This window comes from Flavobacterium sediminis (genome assembly GCF_003148385.1).
GTDB classification, from domain to species: domain Bacteria; phylum Bacteroidota; class Bacteroidia; order Flavobacteriales; family Flavobacteriaceae; genus Flavobacterium; species Flavobacterium sediminis.
Genome location: NZ_CP029463.1, coordinates 3,378,741 through 3,402,799 on the forward strand (window position 1 = coordinate 3,378,741; position 24,059 = coordinate 3,402,799).

Sequence of the window (24,059 nt, forward strand, 5' to 3'; positions counted from 1 at the left end):
CATTTAATTTTTCATAAATTAGACTTATCATTTTTATAAAATTACAATGCCTTCTAAAAGTTTACTCAGTACTCCAGCTCTGACTCACGAAAAATCGTTAAAGACACTTGTGGAAAACCGTACGGTTTTTTCGTTGAACAACTGTGAACTGAATTTGTTTGAGACTTATAAAGAATCTGCTTTGGTTCCGTTAAAGTTCAACGATCTGGTAGTAACCAGTATGCTAAGAGGCAAAAAGGTCATGCACTTATTTGATGATCCCGAGTTTGAATATCTTCCGGGGGAAACTGTCGTAGTGCCGTCGAATGTAGAAATGAAAATTGATTTTCCGGAAGCTTCACAAAAAAATCCTACGCAGTGTTTAGCTTTAGCCATTGATCATTTTAAGATAAAAGAAACTTTAGCTTTTTTAAACGAACGCTACCCAAAAGAAGGTAAAAATAACTTTTGGAAATTGGATTATGAAAACTATTTCTTTTACAATAATGTTGAATTAGCCACTACGCTGAATAAATTAATCAAAGAATGTATGAGTACATCGGTTACCAAAGATGTTATTACCGATTTAACTTTACAAGAACTGATTATCAGGATCATTCAGACACAAACTTTTCGTTCGTATGAAAATGAACAATTACTTTTAGATAGTTCCAATCCGATCACACAAGTTGTAGAATACATTCGTAAAAACATTACTGAAAATATCAACATTAAAGAACTAAGTGAAAAAGCGTGTATGAGCTCCACTTCCTTTTATCGTTACTTTAAACGAGAATTAGGCATGACTCCGGTAGAGTTTATTTTAAATGAAAAAATAAAATTTGCCAAAAGACTACTTAAAAACCCCGGCATTCAGGTCAATGAAGTCAGTTTTGCTTCCGGATTTGAAGACTGCAATTATTTCATCAGGATATTCAAAAAATACGAAGGCATTACCCCGAAACAATACCAATTGATGAACTATTAAAGTGTATTTCGTTTAACAGGTTCCAGATCTTCTTCTTCTTCTGGTGTAAAAATGCGATAATTTACTTTAAATGTTTTTCCGTAAGGTGTTTCTAAAGAGAAACCACCCGCTCCTATTCCATCCATTATATCCAAAGTAAAATGAGCGTGCTTCCAATATTCAAACAAATCCTTATCGAGCCAAAATTCAGTTCCTTCAATTTCTCCAATACAAACATCATCGGCTCTTAAATAAAAACCGCCTTTTTCAAAACACTGAGGCTGAGTCCCTTCACAACATCCTCCGGCCTGATAAAACATTAAATCACCGAATTTTTCTTTTAACTTAAGGATCATCTCTCTCGCCTGATCAGTAACTTCTATTCTCTTAACCATAACATTTTAATTTAAAAAAGCAGCCAACTTATACAGTTGGCCACTTTGCCCAACCTAACTATAAATATACCAAAAATTAATGATAAAAACTATTACATCAATTACTATAATTTCCGGCAATATCTAATACTATTCGACCATCAATCTGTCCATGCTTCATTTTGTCAAACACATCATTGATGTCTTCTAACTTAGCAGGAGTTACAGTCGCTTTTACCAAACCTTCATTTGCAAAATCTAAAGCTTCCTGAAGGTCTTTACGAGTACCTACAATCGAACCTCTGACCGTAATACGTTTCAGTACGGTTTCAAAAATTGGCAGTTCAAAAGATCCAGGTGGCAATCCGTTCAAAGCAATTGTTCCTTTTCTACGTAACACATCGATTCCCTGTTTGAAAGCTATAGGCGAAACAGCAGTAATCAAAGCACCGTGCATTCCTCCTACTTCTTTATGCAAATACTGTCCCGGATCAGTAGTTTTAGCATTTACCGTAATATCCGCACCTAACTTTTTAGCTAATTCTAATTTATCATCGGCAACATCAATGGCTGCAACATGCATTCCCATAGCTTTTGCATATTGAACAGCAACGTGTCCCAAACCTCCTATCCCTGAAATGGCTACCCATTCTCCCGGTTTTGTTTCTGTTTCTTTAAGTCCTTTATATACCGTAACACCGGCACAAAGTATCGGAGCAATCTCTAAAAAGTTTACATCCGGTTTTAAATGTCCGACATAACGTGAATCTGCTATCACATATTCCGCAAAACCTCCGTCTACACTATATCCTCCGTTTTTCTGAGCTTCGCAGAGGGTTTCCCACCCAGTAATACAATAATCACAGCATCCGCAAGCACTATACAACCAAGGCACACCTACTGCATCTCCTTCTTTTACCATTGCTTCGGGACCACATGCTACCACAATACCTACGCCTTCATGTCCCGGAATTAAAGGCATTTTCGGCTTAGCAGGCCAGTCTCCGTCTACAGCATGTAGATCCGTATGACAAACTCCACAGGCAATCACCTTTACCAAGACCTCATATCTACCCGGTACTCTTACCGGTACTTCTTCTATTTTTAATGGCTGTCCATACCCTTGCACAACAGCCGCTTTCATGGTTTTAGGAATCATAATTCTTTATTTTTAGTTGTTTCTGTTAGAAGTTTTCTCTTAAAAGAGATAAAGATCATTTTCAATAATTGAAAAGGCTAAAAGTTAGTAGCAATAATAATCTGATCTTTAAAAAAAGCCTTTTATCAAACGCTTTTTTTAAATGTAAAAGAAAACCCTATCAGTTTTTATACAGCCTGATAGGGTTCACCTTAGTTTAACCAGTGGGCAAGCCCTATGGTATCAATTAAAAGAATCCTAATTTATTTTTGTTATAAGACACTAACATGTTTTTAGTTTGTCTGTAGTGGTCTAACATCATTTTGTGGTTTTCACGTCCCACACCTGATTGTTTGTATCCTCCAAACGGAGCTCCTGCCGGATAAGCATGGTATTGGTTTACCCAAACTCTACCTGCCTGTACAGCTCTTGGCACTTGGTATAATTCGTGAGCATCACGTGTCCAAACACCAGCTCCTAAACCATAAATAGTATCATTTGCTATTTCGATAGCTTCTTCAGTAGTTTTAAATGTAGTTACTGCTAATACAGGACCGAAGATCTCTTCTTGGAAAATACGCATTTTGTTATTTCCTTTAAAGATTGTCGGTTTAATGTAGTAACCACCTTCAATATCACCACCTAAATTATTTTCATCTCCACCGATTAACAATTCTGCACCTTCTTCTTTACCTAACTTGATGTAAGACATGATTTTTTCTTTCTGCACTTTTGAAGCCTGAGCACCGATCATTACTGTAGGATCTAACGGGTTTCCTGCTTTAATAGCAGCTACGCGTTCTAACAATCTTTCCATGAATTTATCATAGATATCTTCGTGAACTAATAAACGAGAAGGACAGGTACAGATCTCACCTTGGTTTAAACAATACAATGCTGCACCTTCTAAAGCTTTATCGAAGAACTCATCATCGTGATCCATCACAGACGGGAAGAAAATATTCGGAGATTTACCACCTAATTCTAAGGTTACAGGAATAATGTTTTCAGTTGCATATTGCATTACTAAACGTCCTGTAGCTGTAGAACCTGTGAAAGCTGCTTTTGCTACCTTAGGATTAGTCACTAAAGCTCTACCCAACTCAGCACCGAAACCGTTTACGACATTTATTACTCCGGCAGGAATTAAATCTCCGATCAACTCCATCAATACCATAATAGAGATCGGTGTATTTTCAGCCGGTTTTAATACCACACAGTTTCCGGCAGCTAAAGCCGGTGCTAATTTCCAAACAGCCATTAAGATAGGGAAATTCCAAGGAATGATCTGAGCTACAACTCCGATTGGTTCGTGTACGATCAAAGAAACTGTGTGCTCATCCAATTCGTTTACAGAACCTTCTTCTGCTCTGATCACACTGGCAAAATATCTGAAATGGTCAATTGCTAACGGAATGTCAGCAGCCATTGTTTCGCGAATCGGCTTACCGTTGTCTACCGTTTCAGCTGCTGCGATCAAATTCAAATTATCTTCCATAACCTGTGCTATCTTAAACAACAAGTTACTACGATCTGTAGGTGATACTTTACTCCAGCTTTCAAAAGCTTCAGATGCAGCATTTACGGCCAATTCTAAATCTTGTTTGTTAGAATGTGCAGCTTTTGAAAATACCTTTCCATCTATAGGAGAAACAACATCAAAATATTCACCACTTGCAGGAGGAACAAATTTCCCTCCGATATAATTATCGTACTTTTGTTTGAAATTTGGTCTTTGAACTAAATTACTCATAAATCTTTGTTTTTTTTGGTTTTATTCAAAGGTAGTACCCTAATCCATAAAAAAATAGCATAATTTTTTCATTTTATAGCACAAGATTTTATTTAATTAAATTTTAACATATATTTTTTCACTAAATTTCATTTTAAATCACATTTTTTTATCAAATCATTAATTTTAAGCCTAAAAAAGTATTAAACACTATAATTAAAATAATGTTTTAAACTCTTCTGAGCATTATGTATATTTGCAGACTAAAATTGAATAGAAAATGCGTATTTCTTATAATTGGTTAAAACAATTTATAAAGTTAGATTGGAATTCTGAAGAAACTGCGGCTTTATTGACTGATCTGGGTCTGGAAGTAGAAGGCGTAGATACTTTTGAAAGTTTAAAAGGAGGTTTAAAAAGAGTTGTTGTGGGGCATGTATTAACTTGTGTACAACATCCTAACGCAGACAGATTACGAATTACTACCGTTGATCTGGGTGACGGAAACCCACCGGTTCAGATTGTTTGCGGTGCTCCTAATGTAGCTGCCGGACAAAAAGTACCTGTAGCCACTATCGGGACTAAATTATTTGACAAAGAAGGAAATGCATTTGAAATAAAAAAAGGGAAGATCAGAGGTGAGGAAAGTCACGGAATGATTTGTGCTGAAGATGAATTAGGTTTAGGCGAAAGTCATGACGGAATTATGATCCTTGACGAAGACGTTAAACCCGGAACTCCTGCTGCTGAACTTTTTGAAATCGAAACGGATGAAGTCTTTGAAATCGGATTAACGCCTAATCGCGCCGATGCTATGAGCCACTTCGGAGTTGCCCGTGACTTAAAGGCCGGACTTTACAATAACGAAAAGAATGTGGAATTGATTACACCTTCTGTTAGTAACTTTAGAGTAGACAAACGCACTTTGAAAATCGATGTTGCAGTAGAAAATGAAAAAATGGCTCCCCGATATTGTGGTGTAACGATCTCAGGAATTAATGTTAAGCCCTCTCCTTCCTGGCTACAAAACCGTTTAAAAGCTATCGGTTTAACGCCTAAAAATAACGTAGTGGATGTTACAAATTACGTTTTACACGAATTAGGACAACCATTGCATGCTTTTGATGCCAATAAGATTAAAGGTAATAAGGTTATCGTAAAAACTGTTGAAGCCGGAACTAAGTTCAGAACCTTAGATGATGTGGAACGTACTTTAGACGCTGAAGATCTTATGATCTGTAATGCTGAAGAACCAATGTGTATTGCCGGTGTTTTCGGAGGAAAAGAATCAGGAGTAAGTGAAAGCACACAAGCTATTTTCTTAGAAAGTGCTTATTTCAATCCGGTTTCTATTCGTAAAACAGCTAAAAGACACGGATTAAATACTGATGCTTCTTTCCGTTTTGAAAGAGGTATTGATCCTAATATCACGGAATATGCTTTAAAACGTGCTGCTCTTTTAATTCAGGAAGTTGCCGGTGGTGAAATCACTTCGGAAATAACAGATATTTATCCTAAGAAAGTAGACGATTTTCAGGTTTTTGTAAGCTTCGAAAAAGTCAGAAAAGTGATCGGTGAAGAAATCCCGAAAGAGATCATCAAAAAAATATTAGTTGCCTTAGATATCAAGATCAATAACGTTACAGAATCAGGTTTAGGACTAATCATTCCTTCTTATCGTGTGGATGTACAACGTGAAATTGATGTTATTGAAGAAATTCTGAGAGTTTACGGATACAACAATATTCAATTCTCACAGAAATTGAATGCTACGGTTTCTAACTCATCAAGAACAGAAGAGTTCAAAATACAAAATATCATTTCTGACCAGCTATGTGCCTTAGGTTTCAATGAAATGATGGCTAATTCTTTAACTACTCCTGATTACGTTAAGCTTTCAGAAAAGATTAAAGAAGATTTCAACGTTCTAATGTTGAATCCTTTAAGCAATGACCTGTCAGCTATGCGCCAGTCTATGTTATTTTCCGGATTAGAGGCTGTTTCTTTTAATATCAATCGCAAGAGAAATGACCTGAAATTCTATGAGTTCGGAAAAACGTATCATAAACTACCTTCAGGTTATGATGAGATTAAACATTTAACATTATTAGTAACCGGAAACCGAAACAATGAAAGTTGGAAACAGCCTACTGATAAATCCGACTTTTTCTTATTTAAGGGATATATAATGAGTATTTTATCCCGAATCGGATTAGATACCAAAGTAAGTACTCTTCCTTTTGAAAATGATGTTTTTCAGGAAGGTATTGCCCTGGCCATAGGAAAAGAAACCATAGTAGAGTTCGGTACAGTTAAAAAATCGATCTTAAAGTATTTCGATATCAAACAAGAAGTTTTATACGCTGATTTTGCCTGGTCAAAATTGCAAAAATATATTTCAAATAAAATTAAGTTTACCGACATTCCTAAGTTTCCGGCTGTACGCAGGGATTTAGCCTTGTTATTAAATGACAATGTTACTTTTGAACAAGTCTTTAAATTAGCTAAACAAACAGAAAAAGCGTTATTAAAAGAAATTAACCTGTTTGATGTTTATGAAGGCAAAAATCTTCCTAATGGTAAAAAATCGTATGCGATCAGCTTTATCATTCAGGACGATAACAAGACGTTAAAAGATAAAGATATTGAAAAGATCATGACTAAATTACAAACTAATTTTGAAAAAGAGTTAGGAGCCAGTTTAAGATAATCTTCCAAAAATAAAATCACAAAAAACCACCTTAAATAAGGTGGTTTTTTATTTATTGTTTATTCTATTATATCATGTTGATAAGAATTGAAAATTAAAATGTCTGATGGCAATAAAAAAATTAAACAGATTTAAAAGCAAAGCAATCCAAAACATATAATTAGCCTCATCGGTTCTTTTAATGATTTCAACAATTCCATATAAAGGAAGTAGCAAGATCAAAATCCAAACAGGAATCCAAATCAGGGAAAAACGCAAACCAATAAATGTTACTTTAGGAAAAACCTGAATAATTCCAGTAAGTAACAAAAAAGAGCTGATTAAACTCAATAATAAATATACTTTTTCTTTCCCAAACATTTTAATGATAATTAAAGAGATACTCAAAGTTATTTATTTTTTACCAAAAACAACTTAACTAAAATATAATGTTCTTTAATAAGATTAATCTTGTATCTTTAAGCTAATCTTAAACTACTCAAAAACAACACAATATGAACAAAGAATTTACTATTCCATTTACTCAAGTAAATTTAAAAGATGTTATTATTGTAGGTGGAAAAAATGCTTCTCTTGGAGAAATGATCCAAAATTTAAGTACAAAAGGTATTCAAGTTCCGGATGGTTTTGCAACAACTGCTCTAGCCTATTGGACCTTTTTAGAGGCTAATTCTATTCGAAAAGAACTTACTGAGATCTTAGCAACGTTAGACTTACAAAATTTCTCGAATTTAAAAGAAGTCAGTACAAGATCAAAAGAACTAATTTTAGAGGGTAAAATCCCTTTTGATATAGAAAAGGATATTCGAAATTCTTATCAGGAACTTTGTGAAAAAACAGTACCAAATGTAGCATGTGCTGTGCGCAGTAGTGCTACTGCTGAAGATTTACCCGGTGCCAGTTTTGCCGGTCAGCAAGAAACTTACCTTAACATTGTAGGTATTGACGAAATCTTGAGTGCTTTCAAAAAATGTTTGGCTTCTCTTTTTACAGAAAGAGCCATAAAATATAGAATTGATAATGGTTTCGATCATATGAAAGTGGCACTATCTGTTGGTATACAGCAAATGATCCGTTCTGATTTAAGTAGCTCCGGTGTTGCTTTTACTTTAGATCCTGATACCGGTTTTCGGGATGTGATCCTTATAAGTGGCATTTGGGGATTAGGTGAAAATATTGTACAAGGGGCTGTTGATCCGGATGAATTTATAATATTTAAGCCTGCACTAAAAAATCATAAAAAGAGTATTATTTCAAAACGTTTGGGCAAAAAGCAACAAACAATGGTCTATGCTCCGGAAAATGAAAATACTTCAAAAACACTATCTACAACAATTAATCGGGATACACCTCCCGAAAAACAAAAACAATTGGTATTAAATGATTATGAGATCATCAAATTAGCACACTGGCTAAATACCATTGAAGAACATTATAAAAGGCCAATGGACGTTGAATGGGCAAAAGATGGTCTTACTAATGAACTCTATATTGTACAAGCCAGACCTGAAACGGTTTATGCCGATCAAAAAATGAACCTCATTTACAATTATACTCTTAAAGAGAAAGGAGAAGTTCTAACAAAGGGTATTGCGCTAGGAAATAAAATCACTTCTGGAAAAGCCAGAATTCTCCAAAGTCCTGATGAAGCAGATAAACTTAAAGAAGGCGAAGTACTCATAACCAATCTTACTGACCCGGATTGGGATCCTATTATGAAAAAAGCGGCAGCCATTATTACGAATAAAGGCGGACGTACAAGTCATGCCGCAATTGTAGCCCGAGAAATGGGTGCAGTAGCTATTGTAGGAACCGGAAATGCTACCACTGTAATCAAAGACGGAGATGAAATTACAGTATCTTGTGCCGAAGGTAAAGTAGGCATTGTGTATAAAGACAAACTCAATTGGAGCAAAGACATTATTGATACCGAAAAAATAAAAATTCCTGAAACAGCACCAATGTTAATCATGGCCGATCCTGATAAAGCCTTTAAAAATTCCTTTTTACCGAATAAAGGAGTTGGGCTCATGCGCATGGAATTTGTTATAAATAATAGTATTAAGATACATCCGATGGCTCTCATAAAATTTGAAGACATAAAGAATCCGGATGTAAAGAATCAGATAGAATCCTTAACCCACGGATACGACAATAAAAACAACTATTTTATAGATAAGCTTTCTCAAGCGATCGCTATGGTCGCAGCTGCTTTTTATCCTAAAGATGTGATTTTACGAATGAGTGATTTTAAATCAAATGAATATGCTAACTTAATCGGAGGCCAACAATTTGAACCTAAAGAAGAAAATCCGATGTTAGGATTCAGAGGAGCCTCAAGATATTATAGTCCGCTCTACAAAGAGGGTTTCAAACTGGAATGTGAAGCCGTAAAAGTAGTACGAAATGAAATGGGATTTACCAATGTTAAGCTCATGATTCCTTTTTGCAGAACCGTAGAAGAAGGGAAAAAAGTACTAAATCTCATGACCGAATATGGTTTAAAACAAGGTCAAAATGATCTCGAAATTTATACTATGATTGAAATTCCCAGCAATGTAATCTTAGCGGAACAATTTGCAGAAATTTTTGACGGATTTTCCATAGGTTCTAATGATTTGACTCAACTCACTTTAGGCATTGATCGTGATTCTGAATTGGTAAGTGATCTATTTAATGAGCAAAATGAAGCCGTAAAAACCTTAATTTCTACTGTTATTCAAGTTGCAAAAAAAATGAATACAAAAGTGGGATTATGCGGTCAGGCGCCAAGCGATTTTCCTGAATTTGCACAGTTTTTAGTTGAACAAAGAATTGATAGTATTTCCTTTAATTCCGATGCTCTTATAAGAGGAATTGAAAACATCTTAATTGCCGAAAAACAATAATTTTTAGGAAAAAGAGGGATATTGCTCTTAAGATTACATTTTAACTAAAATAAAGAGTTAATAAACTCCAGTGCTCTGATTTCTGCATAAGAATAATGAGAATTTTTCATCGGGTAAGCACAATGTCCGCCATATTTTGGTGTTTCTAAATAAATAAAAGGATTGTTTTGTGCCAATTGTACAGGGAAACATCCTTCCCCTAAAAAAGGATCATCTAAAGCATTTAAAACCAAAACCGGAGTTTTTATATTTTCAATGCTTCTGGCGGGTGAAACTTTATAATAATAGTCTTTTCCGTCTATGAAACCATGCAAAGGCGCTGTAAAATTATCATCTAAATCATCAAAATTCCTAACCTTACTCAGTTTTTCCGCATCAATCAATTCAGGGAATTGTTTTGCCTTAACTTTCAACTTTCGGGTTAAGTCTAACATGAAATTTTTCATGTAAACCTGATTGAATCCTTTTTTTAAAGCATCTGCACTTGCCTTTACTTCTACCGGAACCGATACGGAAACACCTGCTTTTATTCTCCTATCAATATTTTTTATTCTTCCAAAATAATTCATCACTTGGGCACCACCCATAGAATAACCGATCAGATACAACTCCTGTATCCCTTTAGACAAGGTAAATTGGATAACCGCATCTAAATCCTCAATAGTTGCGTGATGATACATACGCGGCAAACGATTCATTTCGCCACTACAACTTCTGTTGTTCCAGGCAAAAACCGAAAAATCATGTTTTAAAAAATAATCTGCACAACTATTGATATAGGTTCTTTGCGAATTTCCTTCGAGTCCGTGACAAAGTATTACAGCTTTATCAGGATTGATCATTCTAAAATCAACAGCCAAAAAATCTCCGTCAGCTAATTCTAATTTTTCCCGTTGGTAATCCGGAATAGGAAATTTTTTAAACTTGCCGGCATAAATGGTAGCAATATGCGGATTTTTATGAATGAACGGAACCCAATCGTTGTATTTTGAATGTTCTATAAACGGCATAAACTAAATTAAAAAATTATTTCTAAAAAATAACCCTGTAAATCAAACTATTCACAGGGTCTTTAAATTTTTATTGTATCTGTTTAAACTAAAAAGATTCCGTTGTCTTTAATATCGATCAAACGGGCTTTATACAATGATCCGACTGCTTTTTTAAATGCTTTTTTACTCATTTGCAAAATGGTCTTGATCTCTTCCGGATGGCTTTTATCGTGTAGTCCTAAAAAACCGTTATTCGCTTTCAGTTCTTTCAGAATAACTTGTGCATCATCATCAATGGCTTCTAATCCTATTTTTGTAAATGTTACATCTATTTTTCCGTCCGGACGCACTTGTTTGATATAAGCCTTAGTCTTTTTACCTAGCTTAATATCTTTAAACACTTCATCGGCATAAGCTAACCCTTTGTAACGGTTTTCTATAATGACATTTATCCCCATATCCGTGATATGAGAAATCATTACTTCAACCTCTTCATTTGGTTCATAATCCGGAACATCGGTTGCAAAATACTTTTGTACTTTGCTTGTTGCCGCTAAGCGATTGGTTTTTTCATCTAAATAAGCATAGATCAGATACCGCTTCCCGACTTCCATAGGCTTTGCCTGTTCTTTGAAAGGAACAAACAAGTCTTTTTCTAATCCCCAATCTAAGAACGCACCGAATTTATTGATATAATTTACTTTTAAATGTGCAAATTCATTAAGCTTTACATAAGGTTTTAAAGTTGTAGCCACCGGACGTTCCTCATGATCCAGATAAATGAAAACATTCATTTCATCACCAATGAAAAACTCTTTAGGTATATATTTTTTAGGCAGCAGAACATCTTGTTCTTCATCTCCTAAAAAAAGTCCGACTTTTGTTTCACGTAATACTTTTAACCTATTGTATTCCCCTATTTGCAGCATAATGATATTAAATATGGTGCAAAGGTAAACAATTGTATCGGAATTAAATTCCTATTTCTAATTGTAACCTTAAGTACCAATTATTTTTAGTATCGCCCGTATAATATTCTTTTTCATCAAAGGTCAATTCTGCCTGCATTTTAAAGGCATGTTCTCTCAGGTACTTTGTCACGCCGATACTGTATTGTTTCAAATCCGGAGTATAGGGTTTGATCTCCTTATCTACATATTGGTTAGAAAAACGCCCGATCAGTTCAAAATCGTTCTTGAAAATATAACTCAACTGATAATCCATTCCTTTTCCTGCATATACATAATTAAAATCAGTTACATCATCCGGATTGTAGGTTACCAGATCTTTAGCCTCACGTTGCATATAAGCCGACATTAAACTCCAGCCGTTATATTTAAGCATTGCATCTACAAAGTACGAACGAAGCGTTCGAGGGGAATATAAAACGTCCCCTAATTGTCCGTTGGTTCTGACTGCTCTGTTATTTTGCTGATAGGCTCCGGAAATCATCAATTTCGGCTTTTTTTCACGAGCTACATCGCCTTCAAAATAAATTCCGTTCCTTTTAAATGCACCTAACGGCATTAATTCTACTTTTCCCGTCAAAGCTACCCCGTCATCTGATGTTTTGGTCCAGTTTCTTCCTTCTCCGGTTGAAACAGCCGTTTTTATATTATAAGAAAAAGTATTCAAATCTTCATTCAGATAATAAGCCTGAAAACCAAAATCCCTGTCGATCGTAAATTTAGCATTATTGATCGTTCGGTCGGTTAACTGTAAAGCCCCGGAAGAGTTTACCCTTTGACGGTTTCCCGGTAATTTGGTTTGTCCGAACATAAAGTTCCAATGTTTATCCGGACGGTAAATGAATACGGCATCCCGAATGATATTTACATTGTCTCCGTCGTGAACTGTACCGACATCGCCCGGTGCAAAAGACAATTGGATCACATATAAAAATTGAGGATGCCAAACATAACCGTCTAAACGCAAACGCAAACGACGAATTTGTGCTTCGTATCGGTTGTCTTTATCCTCTTCACTGATATATGTTACCCGATTTTGCATTCTGAAACGAATGTTCAGTTGGAATAAACTATCAGGAGAAGTTACCCCCAAACCTTTTCCATAACTATAATAAGGTAAGGCTGCTAAACGAATATCATTATTCTTTAAAGAGTCTAATTTTTGCGAAAAAGCAAAAATTGAGACTAAAAACAGTAAAATACTAAAAAAAGGTCTCATTGTGGTTGTGTTGTTGTTAATTTGGCTGCAAAAATAAAATTTTTAAAATAATAACTCTTTCTTTAGTTAACTTTGCAAAAAAATATTTTTTATGTCAAATGCTTATGTTGGTTACCATTTTAAAGTAGAACCAAAAGATTTAGGAAGCGAAATTTTAATTGCAGAATTGGGAGAATTACCTTTTGAAAGTTTTATTGAAACCGAAGAAGGTCTTTCAGCTTATATTCAAAAAGATTTATGGGACGAAAATATTCTGAACGGAGTTCATATTCTGGATAATCCTAATTTTGAAGTCTCTTATAAAGTAGAACAAATAGAACAGGTTAACTGGAATGAAGAATGGGAAAAAAACTTTGAACCGATCGATGTCGACGGAAAATGTCATGTAAGAGCTCCTTTTCATGAAAAAACAGATGCGGAATACGAAATTATCATTGAACCTAAAATGAGTTTCGGAACCGGACACCATGAAACGACCCACATGATGATCCAACATTTACTGGAAACCGACCTTAAAGGAAAGAAAACTTTAGATATGGGTTGCGGAACTGCTATTTTAGCCATTTTAGCCGAAATGAAAGGAGCTCAACCTATTGATGCCATTGATATCGATAACTGGTGTTATTTGAATTCCATCGAAAATGTGGAACGAAACAACTGCCAACATATTTCAGTTTATGAAGGTGATGCAACTTTACTGGAAGGAAAGAAATACGATGTGATCATTGCTAACATTAACCGTAACATTCTTTTAAACGATATGCAAACTTATGCCGATTGCTTGAATACAGACGGTATCTTATTTTTAAGTGGTTTTTATCGGGAAGATATAGCTGCTATTGATAACTGTTGCAGTGCTAAAGGACTAAAATTAGTAGGACAAAAAGAGCGCAACAATTGGACTGCATTAAAATATAGTAAATAATAGATTCAGTTATTATAATTTTTTAAAACTCAATATTTTTTATATTTTTACACTGATTTTCAAACTTTTAACTAAAATACAATGAGCACAATTGAAAAAGTACAGGAAGAAGTTTTAGTAGAAGAGCAAGTGGGAATAAACCACGAGATCATTTTATTCAATGATGATGTCAATACTTTTGACCATGTAATCGAAACACTTATACAGGTTTGCGAACATGATGCTTTACAAGCTGAACAATGCGCTATTCTGGTTCACTACACGGGAAAATGTACCGTTAAAACCGGAAGTTATGACGATCTGAAGCCGCAATGTACAGCCCTGCTGGATGCCGGTTTGAGTGCTGAAATACAATAAAAAAATCCCGAAACTAAGTTTCGGGATTTTTTTATGATATCTTTCCTACGGCACAACTTACGAAAGACTTGGCTTTGGTTCCCAATGAATTCTCATCACCGGCTTCCGGATATCCTGTCTTTTTTAAAAGTTCTTTTACTTCTGCAACTAAGTTCTCATGGTTGTAATCAAATGTTACTGCACTTTCATCAACCGAAACAGAAACATTTTCAATTCCATCTAACTGAGAAAGATTTTTAGTCACTGTATTGGCACAACCGCCACATTTCAGGTTTTGAATATAAATTGTTGTAGTCATCTTTATTTTTGTTCAAAAATAAAATACTTTAAACATCTTTTAGGCAACTCTTGTTACAATTATTTTTAATGTGGTAATTTATCTTTCAAAATACCGTATAAAAAAGTACCCAGTAAAGCTCCTGCTAGTACAATGATAATACTAAAAGCTCCTGTTCCCAGCAAAATAAAAACAGGTCCCGGACAACAACCTACCAATCCCCAACCCAATCCGAAAAGTAATCCGCCTGCCAAGTAACGTACAAAACCTCTGTCCTTATCTATTAACTGAATGGGAAAACCTTTGTAATCTTTTATTTTTTTCTTTTTAATTAGTTGTATTCCGATCACGCCTGTTGCAATAGCTACAGCTATAATTCCGTACATGTGGAATGATTGGAACATAAACATTTCATAGATACGATACCATGAAATAGCCTCTGCTTTAGTCAGTACAATTCCGAAAACAATACCTATACTAAAAAAACGAAATAATTTCATAGCATTAAAAAATTAAGGGTAAAATAAAATGAGACATGATCAAACCTCCTATAAAAAAACCGATCACAGCCAGCAACGACGGTTTTTGCAAATTACTCAAACCGCTGATCGCATGTCCGGAAGTACAACCACCGGCATACCGGGTTCCGAAACCGATTAAAATTCCACCGATAAATAAAATGGTAAATCCTTTTATGCTCAAAACATTTTCCCAGCCGAAAATAGCATCGGGAACCCATTTTCCTTCAGGAGTATCAATATTCAATTGATTCAAACTTGCAACTGTTTTCGGATTCAGATGCAGAATTGTATCAGGATCACTTAAAAAATAGGAAGCGATAAAACCTCCCAAAATAGCTCCCAGAACAACTGCCAGATTCCATTTTTGTTCCCGCCAATCCATTTTAAAGAAATCACTGGCTTTATCGGCCCCCATCATGGTACACATCGTCCTCAAATTAGACGACATTCCGAAAGTTTTTCCGAAGTATATCAATACCAACATAATTATCCCTATTAAAAAGCCGGAAATTGCCCAATGCCAGGTTCCTGAGATTAATTCCATTTTGTTCAAAAAATTTGACTGCAAATATAGTGATACACTAATAGTCTACCAAAGCAATAGACTTTTATTATCTAAACTACTTTTACTACCTTTGGGCTAAATTTTAGTCCTTTAAAATGAAAAAATTTGAAATTGAACTCAAATGGTCTGTCATTTATGCCATTAGCTATTTAGTATGGATGTTCTTTGAACGCTTTTTAGGTTTCCATTTTGATAAAGCTAATGCCGAACCTTTGTTCAACTTATTGTTTATTCCTATAGCTGTTATCTTATATATACTGGCTATTAAAGAAAAAAAGAAAAAATATTACAATGGACAAATGGACTGGAAACAAGGTTTTGGTAGTGGAATTGTCTTAAGTTTTTTTATTGCTCTAACCAGTTCAATAATTGTTTATATTACTTTTACAATACTATCTCCTGAGTTTTTTGAAAAAGCAATTGCAATGAGTAAAGATCAGGAACTGGCAAAAATAAACTACAACATTCAGGCTTTTGTAAAAAATAATATTTTTGACAAGCTTTCTTTCGGAGTTGTTTTTGCAGCAATTATTAGTTATTTTAGTAAAACTAAACCACTATAGATGAAACATTTAATTTTGTTTTTACTCTTTCTTTCGGTAAGCTGTACCAGTACAAAGTCTACCCTGAAGAATATTAATGATACGGCTAAAAAGCCCCAGGTACAGAATAATGCTTTTATCATAACGGAATATGCTGAAGACACTAAATATGGTTATGACAAAGATTTTCCTATCAATATAGGTCTTATTCTGGAAAGACAAGAGGAAACCTTTGTTACCTATTTTTTTAACGGATTAACAGGACCTAACGGCGAAAAAATATTATTCAAGAAAGTAGATACCTGTTGTCCCTTCCCAACCCAACATAACAACATGGGAGCCGGAACACTATCTATTTATGAAGTACAATTTGAAGGAACTAATATCACTAAAAAGTTATACTTTAACAGTTATGAAAGAGGTAAGATCGTATGTCCTAAAGGATTTACTATCAAAAAATTCCAGACGATCAATAATTAAAATATTTTTCTATTTCGTAACATTTGTCACCATTTAAACGATCGTTTAAATGGTTTTTATTTTTTATCTTTGCAACTTAATTGAAACAAAATGAATATAAATAACATACCACAAATAAAAAACGCAGATAAAGACAACTTCTTCCTGCTTGCAGGTCCGTGTGCCATAGAAGGGGAAGAAATGGCTATGCGTATAGCTGAAAAGATTGTCTCCATTACGGACAAGTTGGAAATCCCTTACGTTTTTAAAGGTTCGTTTAAAAAGGCTAATCGTTCAAGAGTTGACAGTTTTACTGGGATCGGTGATGAAAAAGCTTTAAAGATTCTTCAAAAAGTGTCTAAAGAGTTCGGAATCCCTACTATTACGGATATTCATACCAATGAAGATGCTGCAATGGCTGCCGAATATGTAGATGTTTTACAAATCCCTGCTTTTTTAGTACGTCAAACCGACTTAGTAGTTGCTGCTGCAGAGACAGGAAAAACGGTTAATCTGAAAAAAGGACAATTCATGAGTCCCGAAAGTATGAAACATGCTGTACAAAAAGTATTGGACAGTAACAATGAAAAGGTAATGGTTACCGATAGAGGAACGATGTTCGGTTATCAGGATATGATCGTAGATTTCAGAGGAATCCCTACAATGAAACAATTTTCGACAACGGTACTGGATGTTACACATTCATTGCAACAGCCTAATCAAACCAGCGGAGTTACCGGCGGACGTCCTGAGATGATCGAAACTATTGCCAAAGCCGGAATTGCAACCGGAGTAGACGGAATTTTTATAGAAACTCACTTTGATCCGGCTAATGCTAAAAGTGATGGTGCCAATATGTTACACCTTGACCTGTTAGAAGGTTTAATGACAAAATTAGTTGCCCTAAGAAAAACCGTAAACCAATTTTAACTTAATCTATTGTATTTTAAAATGAAACAATCATTTCTAATGGTTGTACTATCTTTTTGTGTTTTTTCACAGTACAGCTTTTCACAAGAAACCGTTGAAAATCCTGAAAAATACACAGCCCATAACAAAGGTAAATTCTATATCTTTTGGGGTGGAAACCGCGAAAGTTACTCTAAATCAGACATCCGCTTTAAAGGAGATGGTTATGATTTTACTATTTATGATGTTGAAGCACATGACAAACCGAAAGGTTGGCACATTGATTATTTCAATCCGGGAAGAATGACTATCCCGCAAACCAACTTACGAATCGGTTATTTTATTACAGATCACTACAACATTTCATTGGGTGTAGACCACATGAAATACGTAATGTATCAGGATAAAAGAGTAAACTATTCAGGGTATTACCCTAATGCCGGAAGTTATAACGAAAATCCGACTGCTGACCAATTGACTTTAGACGAAGCCTTTTTAACATTTGAACATACTGATGGTCTTAATTATGTAAATACAGAGATCTCAAGAGTTGACGATATTACTAAGTTATTCAGTAAAACATTAAATACTGATAAATTCCAGATCAACCTTACAGAAGGTATTGGCGGAGGTTTTTTATATCCGAGAACAAATACTAAATTATTGGGCAAAGATCGTTATGACGAATTTCATGTTGCCGGATTCGGACTTTCTGCAAAGGCCGGACTTAATTTTACTTTCTTCAAACATTTCTTTATACAAACTGAACTAAAAGGCGGATATATCAATATGCAAGACATCAGAACAACCAGTAGCAGTTCTGATCATGCAGAACAACATTTCTGGTTTTTACAAAGAATTATTGCTATCGGAGGTATTTTTAAACTCTAAAATTCCGATTCAAAACATACATTTAAAAGCCGATTGAAATTCAATCGGCTTTTTAGGTTCTATACAGTGTCAGAGCTTCTTTTATTACAGCAATCAAAACCTGATTATCAATTTCTTCCAGTGCATAATAACGAAGGGATTTTACAGTATTTCGCTTCTCTCCTATTAAAAATTCCTGATTTTCTTTCAGCTCAAAGCCTTTTGCAAATCCAACATCCAAAAATTTTTTCTTATGGTTCGGAGCCAGATAATAAAACGGTTTCTTTTTATAATAAAAATAAGGAATTCCCCATTTAAAAAGCAATTCTGCCTCCGGCAAATCATGTGCTATGACAGCAATTACATGCAACAGCATTTCCCTATATAATTCAGGCTGTCTCAAAATATATTCATCTACTACTTTCATTTTGTAAAAATACTGGAAAAAATTTGTTCAATTGATAAAAACTCATTTACTTTGCAATTCAAAGTACTTTTATATGGAAGCAAGTAAATATTTAAAAGATATACAAGACATTAAAGAAATCATGAATAAATCGACATTATGTTTGTCGTTAAGTGGTTTATCAGGTGTCTTGGCTGGTATTTATGCTTTAATCGGAGCTTGGCTGGCTTACAGAACAATTTACACTGACAGTATGCCGGGCGATCCATATGCCGGATTAGTTATTACAGAGACCATTTTGTATCGGTTGATCGCTATTGCTTTTTCTGTGTTGATAGCTTCTGTTGCAACCGGAATCATTTTCAGTATGCAAAAGGCTAAAAGAGAAAATGAATCCATCTGGAATACTGCTTCAAAACGGTTGCTTATCAATTTTTCAATTCCTTTAGTTGCCGGTGGTATCTTTATCCTTTTTTTAATTGAAAAAGAAATACTGAACCTTGTGGCTCCCCTAACTTTATTATTTTACGGACTGGCTTGTGTAAATGCCAGTAAATATACCTTAAGGGATGTTCGCTACTTAGGATTAACCATGATCTTTTTGGGGTTGCTGTCGACCTGGTTCCTGAATTATGGTTTATTATTCTGGGCATTAGGTTTTGGTGTATGTCACATTTTATATGGTAGTATAATGTATTTTAAATACGATAGAAATTAATTAAAGCGGGATTCGTCTTGAAAAATATCATCCAAAATATCAATAAAGCTTTTGATCACCGTATACGACTGGGCATTATGTCGGTTCTAATGGTGAATGAAAGTGCCGATTTTACTACGCTAAAAGAGATCTTAGGCGTAACCGATGGTAATCTGGCAAGTCATGCTAAAGCCTTAGAGAATGAAAAATACATCACCGTTGAAAAACAATTTATCGGCAGGAAGCCAAATACAAAATATATTGCAACTAAAGAAGGGAAAAAAGCATTTCAGGAACATATTGAAGCACTTGAAAAATTGATCTCCAACCAAAACTAAAAATTTTTACCATTTAACTTTGAAATACAAAGTACTTTATGAAAGATAAAATAATTGAATTCTTCTACAAAATGATTAAAATTCCGTACCAATTGTTATTTAAAAGAGTAAAGCCTTGGGGCATAAGTGTAGAATCTCTTCTGCTCTTTGATGCCGGAACACTGGGAAATGATCTGGGATTATTCTTTAAGAACAATGCTTTTGAGGTACAGGACAGCTTAGAAGAACATGATGTATTTCATGTCCTTACAACTATCGGTACTACGGTTAAAGAAGAAGTTGATCTGCAATTTTATCTTCTGGGCAATGGAAAAAGGTCGCCTTTTACTTTACTGGTCATCCTAACCGGCATTGTATTTTATCCGATACACTACAATAGTTTTCGCAATTGCTATAAAAGAGGCAAAAATGCTTATTTATTCTATGACCTGGAATTCTATAAATTATTACATCGACCGACAGTAGAAATAAAATCAATTTTTAATATAAAATAATTCATCATGGAAAATCAATCAGAAAATCAGTTTAAAGTCCCTAAGAAGACTTTCTTGCAAAGTACAACAGCCAAAATGATCATGGTAGGTGTCCTTACTTTAGTGTTACTCATTCCCCTTAATTTAGTACAAAACTTAATTCAGGAACGTTCAATACGCAAAGATGATGTTATAAAAAAAGAAACACAAACCTGGGGCGAAAATATCCATTTTATGGGACCTATTTTAAAAGTTCCTGTTAAAACCTACACTGAAACCGAAGTTTACGATGAACAAACAAAAACAAAATCCATTCAAAAACAAGAAGAATTAACCTATGCTTATTTCTTTCCTGAAACGCTACAGCATACTACTGAAATTGAAAAAGTAGATCAATTGAAAAGAGGTATTTACAAACCGATTGTTTTTAAAGCAAATCTACTGGCAAAAGGAAATTTCAGTTCTTTAGATCTGCAAAAGCTAGATTGTAAACCGGAAGATATACTTTGGGATAAAACGTCTGTTATTGTAAAAACTACAGATCTGAAAAGCATTAAAAGTGATCTGAAAATTACGTTGAATAATTCTCAATTGACTCTGGAAGCAAATGCAGACAGTGATGCTTATTTTGATGTATTAGAAACAGAAACTTTTAGCTACCAACCCGATGTTACTAATCCGTTCCAATTGAATATCCAATACAACGGAAGCAATTCCATCGAATTTATTCCTATTGGAAAAACAACCGCCACTTCGATTGATGCCAACTGGAGTTCTCCTTCTTTTACAGGAACTTTTGCTTCTAACGATTCTACTAAAAAGATTACAGCTGAAAACTTTCATGCCGACTGGAAGATCATACATGTTAACCGACCTTTTTCGCAACAATACCTGGGGCAATCCCAAATCTGAACAACTATTCGTATGGTGTGAAATTAATTGAACCGGTTGACGAATACCAACAAAACGAGCGTTCGTCAAAATACGGATTTCTGGTTATCGGACTTACGTTTTTAGTCTTCTTCTTGATCCAGACCATCAGCAAGGTAAATATTCACATTTTTCAATACACAATGATAGGTTTAGCACTTATCATGTTCTACACGCTGCTGATCTCTATTACCGAGCACTCCAGTTTTACTTTGGCTTATGCAATCGCAGCCGCTTCAGTTATTATTATGCTCCTACTCTACTCCGTTTCCGTACTTAAAAGTACAAAATATGCTATCTTTATAAGCCTGTCGTTAACTGCTTTATATAGCTTTATCTATGTAATCATTCAGTTAGAAGACTATGCTTTATTAGTTGGCAGTACCGGATTATTCCTGATCTTGGGCGCTGTTATGTACTTTTCACGAAAAATTGATTGGAACAACTAAATTGTAATGCTTATGAAACTATTTGAACAGATACAATCAAAAAACTTTTTTATAGCTCTAACTTTGGGTTTTGCAATCGCTTTTGTCTTGGTTACAGCTTTGATCCTAAGTGTGAACAACCCTAATCCGGTCTGGGGCAAGAACTGGTTTGTCAGACCCATTCTGCTTACTCCAGTCATAGCTGCTACCGGAGCCGGTGTTTCCTATTTAATTAGTACAATATCTTTTAGAAACCAACTGTTTAACCTTTTTAAGATTTTGTTATGCTTACTGGCTTATATCTTCTTTTTATGGATCGGAACAGTAATCGGTTTTAACGGGACGCTCTGGAATTAAAAAAGAACAGTCCCAAAAGCTAGAAATAACTTTTGGGACTGCTTCTTATCGTTAAAAAATCTCTATTCTTTACCGTCTACATAAGCTTGCAAATACGCAAATCGTGGTGTTAATTTTCCGTTCTCAGTAACTTTTGCACGCTCTAAAATTCCGTCTTTATCATTATTAAAAAATGCCGGAATCACACGTTCTAAAAAAACTTCTCCGAAACCTTCACTGGCATCTTTCGGCAATTCGCAAGGCAAATTGTCCACAGCCATCACTGTAATAGCCGCCGGGTGATTAAAAGCTACTTCCTTATCTTCAGAAGGCAAATACCCATATAAAGGTTCCGCAATAGTACTCGCTCTGATGGTACAGGCTACCGGACCATCAATATCGCATGACACATCTGCCACTACTTTCAGCTTGCATTTAGAAGAACGCAACATTGCTTTTGACAAAATGACAGGCGAATTGTTTCCATAAAAATGTCCGGCAATGAACAGATCCGAAACCTCAGTAAATCGTTCAAAATCAGATTCATATTCTTCCGGGTTCGTTATAAAATCATTTCTGTCTAACTTTTGTCCGTCTTTGCGCTTGTTGTAATCCAGAACATCAATAAAAGTATAAACCGGCTGATCGTATTTTTTAGTCAGATAATCTTCAACCGAAACCTCTTTGATCTTCATACCGTCCAACATTTCTTTAGCTCCGTAAGCTACTTTTCCTCTTCCAGTCAGAACAATTTTAATATTCGGCAATCGGTTCTTGCGCAAACGTTGCAACAAAGCTACCTGATCGGCTAAGGTCTCTGCTTTAGGAATATCGAACAATTCATATTTTAAACCGAACGCTCTTAAACCATTGTACGCTCCTACAATTCCGGCATAACGGCCGAAACCTATCAAACGGGCATTGTTGGCATCTACGATGGTTTCATGGTCAAATAATGTGATATTCTTATCCAGAATAGCTTGTAACAATTTACGGTTATACGGTTGCTTTTTAATAGTATGTGAAAAGAAAAAATACTTTTTATCGGGAATGAGTGCTTCGATCGGAACTTCCTTTACGCCTATCAAAACATCGCAATCGTTCATTTCACGGCTGATTTCAATTCCTTTTTCCGAATAAGCTTCGTCTGAGAAAACTCTGATATCAGAACTTTCAACTTTAATTTCCGCTTGAGGGTACTCCTGTTTAAATTTTGACAAAGCATCAGGAGAAAATACAACTCTTCTATCAGGTGGCGATTTCCGCTCTTTAATAATTCCGAATTTCATAATAATGTTACAGTTTGCTTGTTATTGTTTGGTTATGTTACAAATATAACGTCCTACATTGTTTTTTGCAATATTTTTTATTTCACTAAAAAGTATTAATTTTGGCTCGGATTTTGTTATATCTATTTCCGAATACTTATTTTGAAATTCTTAATGGGGTCGACTGGTTTTGACAGCGAGTGGAATTGATTAGTAAGCACGCCGAGCCAAGTATGGTAGGCTCGTAAATATCTGCTATACGAACATTAAACGGCGAAAATAATTACGCTTTAGCTGCTTAATCTGAATTATAGTAAGATTTGCCTAGTTCCGCCGAGGGCGGAAAGCTAGATTCTCCTCAAAAGCCTTGGTTTATGGCGTTTGGCTCAGGAGAACCGTAAAAGTAGACCTAGAAGTGGTAAAGCTTTAACCCCACTTTGACACTTGTAAAGCTAAGCTAAAAGTGACCGTTTTCAGTCTAGCTTTTAGTCGAAAATCCAAGTGAAAACTAAGCGTGTAGAAAGCTCTTCGATTGCTTGTTTGGACGAGAGTTCGATTCTCTCCGACTCCACAAAAAAGACAAAATACTAAAAAGTATTTTGTCTTTTTTTTTATATAATTCATAAATTGCTTTTCAAATATATCCCACAGTCATTAAAAAACATTCTTAGTTAAAAGTTTTAAAAAGTGTGTAGATACGGAACTAATTCATATAAACAACATTATGCATGTTTTGAATGTCGAAAAACATTTAAAAGGAGGTTACTCATTGATATTGACAGAGAGGTAGC

The 24,059-nt window shown here is 34.9% G+C and carries 27 protein-coding genes and 1 other RNA gene; 16 read left to right on the top strand and 12 right to left on the bottom strand.

Annotation, left to right across the window (positions count from 1 at the left end; all coding sequences use genetic code 11):
• Positions 1 to 46: 46 nt before the first annotated feature.
• Entirely contained in the window at positions 47 to 967 is a 921-nt protein-coding gene (locus DI487_RS15680; RefSeq protein WP_109570492.1) for an AraC family transcriptional regulator, read from the top strand.
• Here DI487_RS15680 and DI487_RS15685 read toward each other — a convergent pair.
• The 3 genes from DI487_RS15685 to DI487_RS15695 all read right to left on the bottom strand — a co-directional run bounded on the left by DI487_RS15685 (position 964) and on the right by DI487_RS15695 (position 4,211).
• A complete protein-coding gene (locus DI487_RS15685; RefSeq protein ID WP_109570493.1) occupies positions 964 to 1,341 on the bottom strand; it encodes a DUF779 domain-containing protein in 378 nt (125 codons plus the stop codon). The two genes, DI487_RS15680 and DI487_RS15685, sit on opposite strands and share 4 nt — an antisense overlap.
• 97 nt (positions 1,342 to 1,438) lie before the next feature.
• Positions 1,439 to 2,479 (bottom strand): alcohol dehydrogenase AdhP, encoded by a 1,041-nt coding sequence (adhP, locus tag DI487_RS15690; RefSeq protein ID WP_109570494.1) that lies wholly within the window; start codon positions 2,477 to 2,479, stop codon positions 1,439 to 1,441.
• Positions 2,480 to 2,705: 226 nt separating this feature from the next.
• On the bottom strand, positions 2,706 to 4,211 hold the full coding sequence (locus DI487_RS15695) for an aldehyde dehydrogenase family protein (RefSeq protein WP_109570495.1): 1,506 nt from the start codon (positions 4,209 to 4,211) through the stop codon (positions 2,706 to 2,708).
• A 259-nt stretch (positions 4,212 to 4,470) separates the two neighbouring features.
• On the opposite strand from DI487_RS15695, the gene pheT reads away from it, so the two are divergent.
• Positions 4,471 to 6,900, top strand: coding sequence for a phenylalanine--tRNA ligase subunit beta (pheT, locus tag DI487_RS15700; RefSeq protein ID WP_109570496.1), 2,430 nt, complete (start codon positions 4,471 to 4,473; stop codon positions 6,898 to 6,900).
• A 72-nt stretch (positions 6,901 to 6,972) separates the two neighbouring features.
• Here the strand turns inward: pheT and DI487_RS15705 are convergent, their stop codons facing one another.
• Positions 6,973 to 7,287, bottom strand: a complete 315-nt coding sequence (locus DI487_RS15705; protein ID WP_146193505.1) for a hypothetical protein — start codon at positions 7,285 to 7,287, stop codon at positions 6,973 to 6,975.
• A 107-nt stretch (positions 7,288 to 7,394) separates the two neighbouring features.
• Here DI487_RS15705 and ppsA point away from each other — a divergent pair, with 107 nt between their 5' ends.
• A complete protein-coding gene (gene ppsA / locus DI487_RS15710) occupies positions 7,395 to 9,788 on the top strand; it encodes a phosphoenolpyruvate synthase (RefSeq protein WP_109570498.1) in 2,394 nt (797 codons plus the stop codon).
• 44 nt (positions 9,789 to 9,832) lie between these two features.
• Here ppsA and DI487_RS15715 read toward each other — a convergent pair whose 3' ends face one another.
• The 3 genes from DI487_RS15715 to DI487_RS15725 form a co-directional block, all read right to left on the bottom strand.
• Complete coding sequence (locus DI487_RS15715) at positions 9,833 to 10,798, bottom strand: YheT family hydrolase (protein WP_109570499.1); 966 nt, start codon at positions 10,796 to 10,798, stop codon at positions 9,833 to 9,835.
• Between the two features lie 83 nt (positions 10,799 to 10,881).
• Positions 10,882 to 11,709: a CvfB family protein gene (locus tag DI487_RS15720; RefSeq protein WP_109570500.1), complete on the bottom strand. Its 828-nt coding sequence runs from the start codon at positions 11,707 to 11,709 to the stop codon at positions 10,882 to 10,884.
• 43 nt (positions 11,710 to 11,752) lie between these two features.
• The gene (locus DI487_RS15725) at positions 11,753 to 12,967 is read right to left on the bottom strand and encodes a porin (RefSeq protein WP_109570501.1); all 1,215 of its coding nucleotides are present in this window, start codon (positions 12,965 to 12,967) and stop codon (positions 11,753 to 11,755) included.
• A 91-nt stretch (positions 12,968 to 13,058) separates the two neighbouring features.
• Here DI487_RS15725 and prmA point away from each other — a divergent pair, with 91 nt between their 5' ends.
• Positions 13,059 to 13,892 (top strand): 50S ribosomal protein L11 methyltransferase, encoded by an 834-nt coding sequence (gene prmA, locus DI487_RS15730; RefSeq protein WP_109570502.1) that lies wholly within the window; start codon positions 13,059 to 13,061, stop codon positions 13,890 to 13,892.
• 81 nt (positions 13,893 to 13,973) lie between these two features.
• A complete protein-coding gene (locus DI487_RS15735; protein WP_109570503.1) occupies positions 13,974 to 14,249 on the top strand; it encodes an ATP-dependent Clp protease adaptor ClpS in 276 nt (91 codons plus the stop codon).
• Positions 14,250 to 14,280: 31 nt separating this feature from the next.
• Here the strand turns inward: DI487_RS15735 and DI487_RS15740 are convergent, their stop codons facing one another.
• The 3 genes from DI487_RS15740 to DI487_RS15750 all read right to left on the bottom strand — a co-directional run bounded on the left by DI487_RS15740 (position 14,281) and on the right by DI487_RS15750 (position 15,591).
• Positions 14,281 to 14,547 carry a heavy-metal-associated domain-containing protein gene (locus DI487_RS15740; RefSeq protein ID WP_109570504.1) on the bottom strand — a complete coding sequence of 89 codons (267 nt, stop codon included), beginning with the start codon at positions 14,545 to 14,547 and terminating at the stop codon, positions 14,281 to 14,283.
• A gap of 65 nt (positions 14,548 to 14,612) precedes the next feature.
• Positions 14,613 to 15,026 (bottom strand): DUF6691 family protein, encoded by a 414-nt coding sequence (locus DI487_RS15745; protein ID WP_109570505.1) that lies wholly within the window; start codon positions 15,024 to 15,026, stop codon positions 14,613 to 14,615.
• 4 nt (positions 15,027 to 15,030) lie between these two features.
• Positions 15,031 to 15,591, bottom strand: coding sequence for a YeeE/YedE family protein (locus DI487_RS15750; protein WP_109570506.1), 561 nt, complete (start codon positions 15,589 to 15,591; stop codon positions 15,031 to 15,033).
• A 116-nt stretch (positions 15,592 to 15,707) separates the two neighbouring features.
• Between DI487_RS15750 and DI487_RS15755 the strand changes: the two genes are divergently transcribed.
• From DI487_RS15755 to DI487_RS15770, 4 genes are all read left to right on the top strand, one after another.
• Positions 15,708 to 16,175: a DUF4199 domain-containing protein gene (locus tag DI487_RS15755; protein WP_109570507.1), complete on the top strand. Its 468-nt coding sequence runs from the start codon at positions 15,708 to 15,710 to the stop codon at positions 16,173 to 16,175.
• Positions 16,176 to 16,634 (top strand): 2-dehydro-3-deoxyphosphooctonate aldolase, encoded by a 459-nt coding sequence (locus DI487_RS15760; protein WP_109570508.1) that lies wholly within the window; start codon positions 16,176 to 16,178, stop codon positions 16,632 to 16,634.
• Between the two features lie 90 nt (positions 16,635 to 16,724).
• On the top strand, positions 16,725 to 17,543 hold the full coding sequence (gene kdsA, locus DI487_RS15765; RefSeq protein WP_109570509.1) for a 3-deoxy-8-phosphooctulonate synthase: 819 nt from the start codon (positions 16,725 to 16,727) through the stop codon (positions 17,541 to 17,543).
• 21 nt (positions 17,544 to 17,564) lie between these two features.
• The gene (locus DI487_RS15770; protein ID WP_109570510.1) at positions 17,565 to 18,413 is read left to right on the top strand and encodes a hypothetical protein; all 849 of its coding nucleotides are present in this window, start codon (positions 17,565 to 17,567) and stop codon (positions 18,411 to 18,413) included.
• A 52-nt stretch (positions 18,414 to 18,465) separates the two neighbouring features.
• On the opposite strand, the gene DI487_RS15775 is transcribed toward DI487_RS15770, so the two are convergent.
• The gene (locus DI487_RS15775) at positions 18,466 to 18,819 is read right to left on the bottom strand and encodes a DUF1801 domain-containing protein (protein WP_109570511.1); all 354 of its coding nucleotides are present in this window, start codon (positions 18,817 to 18,819) and stop codon (positions 18,466 to 18,468) included.
• A gap of 73 nt (positions 18,820 to 18,892) precedes the next feature.
• Here DI487_RS15775 and DI487_RS15780 point away from each other — a divergent pair, with 73 nt between their 5' ends.
• Genes DI487_RS15780 through DI487_RS15800 form a run of 6 tightly spaced genes read left to right on the top strand, consistent with a single transcriptional unit; the run spans position 18,893 to position 22,021 of the window.
• Entirely contained in the window at positions 18,893 to 19,516 is a 624-nt protein-coding gene (locus DI487_RS15780; RefSeq protein ID WP_109570512.1) for a hypothetical protein, read from the top strand.
• Between the two features lie 17 nt (positions 19,517 to 19,533).
• Positions 19,534 to 19,833 (top strand): winged helix-turn-helix domain-containing protein, encoded by a 300-nt coding sequence (locus tag DI487_RS15785; RefSeq protein ID WP_109570513.1) that lies wholly within the window; start codon positions 19,534 to 19,536, stop codon positions 19,831 to 19,833.
• A gap of 38 nt (positions 19,834 to 19,871) precedes the next feature.
• Positions 19,872 to 20,327, top strand: a complete 456-nt coding sequence (locus DI487_RS15790; RefSeq protein WP_109570514.1) for a hypothetical protein — start codon at positions 19,872 to 19,874, stop codon at positions 20,325 to 20,327.
• Between the two features lie 6 nt (positions 20,328 to 20,333).
• Positions 20,334 to 21,218 (top strand): inner membrane CreD family protein, encoded by an 885-nt coding sequence (locus DI487_RS15795; protein ID WP_317046238.1) that lies wholly within the window; start codon positions 20,334 to 20,336, stop codon positions 21,216 to 21,218.
• Positions 21,219 to 21,235: 17 nt separating this feature from the next.
• Positions 21,236 to 21,685 (top strand): inner membrane CreD family protein, encoded by a 450-nt coding sequence (locus DI487_RS16665; RefSeq protein ID WP_317046239.1) that lies wholly within the window; start codon positions 21,236 to 21,238, stop codon positions 21,683 to 21,685.
• 12 nt (positions 21,686 to 21,697) lie between these two features.
• Complete coding sequence (locus DI487_RS15800; RefSeq protein WP_146193507.1) at positions 21,698 to 22,021, top strand: hypothetical protein; 324 nt, start codon at positions 21,698 to 21,700, stop codon at positions 22,019 to 22,021.
• Positions 22,022 to 22,083: 62 nt separating this feature from the next.
• Here the strand turns inward: DI487_RS15800 and DI487_RS15805 are convergent, their stop codons facing one another.
• The gene (locus tag DI487_RS15805; RefSeq protein ID WP_109570516.1) at positions 22,084 to 23,289 is read right to left on the bottom strand and encodes an NAD(P)-dependent oxidoreductase; all 1,206 of its coding nucleotides are present in this window, start codon (positions 23,287 to 23,289) and stop codon (positions 22,084 to 22,086) included.
• 155 nt (positions 23,290 to 23,444) lie between these two features.
• Here DI487_RS15805 and ssrA point away from each other — a divergent pair.
• Positions 23,445 to 23,842: a transfer-messenger RNA gene (gene ssrA, locus DI487_RS15810) on the top strand.
• Positions 23,843 to 24,059 lie beyond the last annotated feature (217 nt).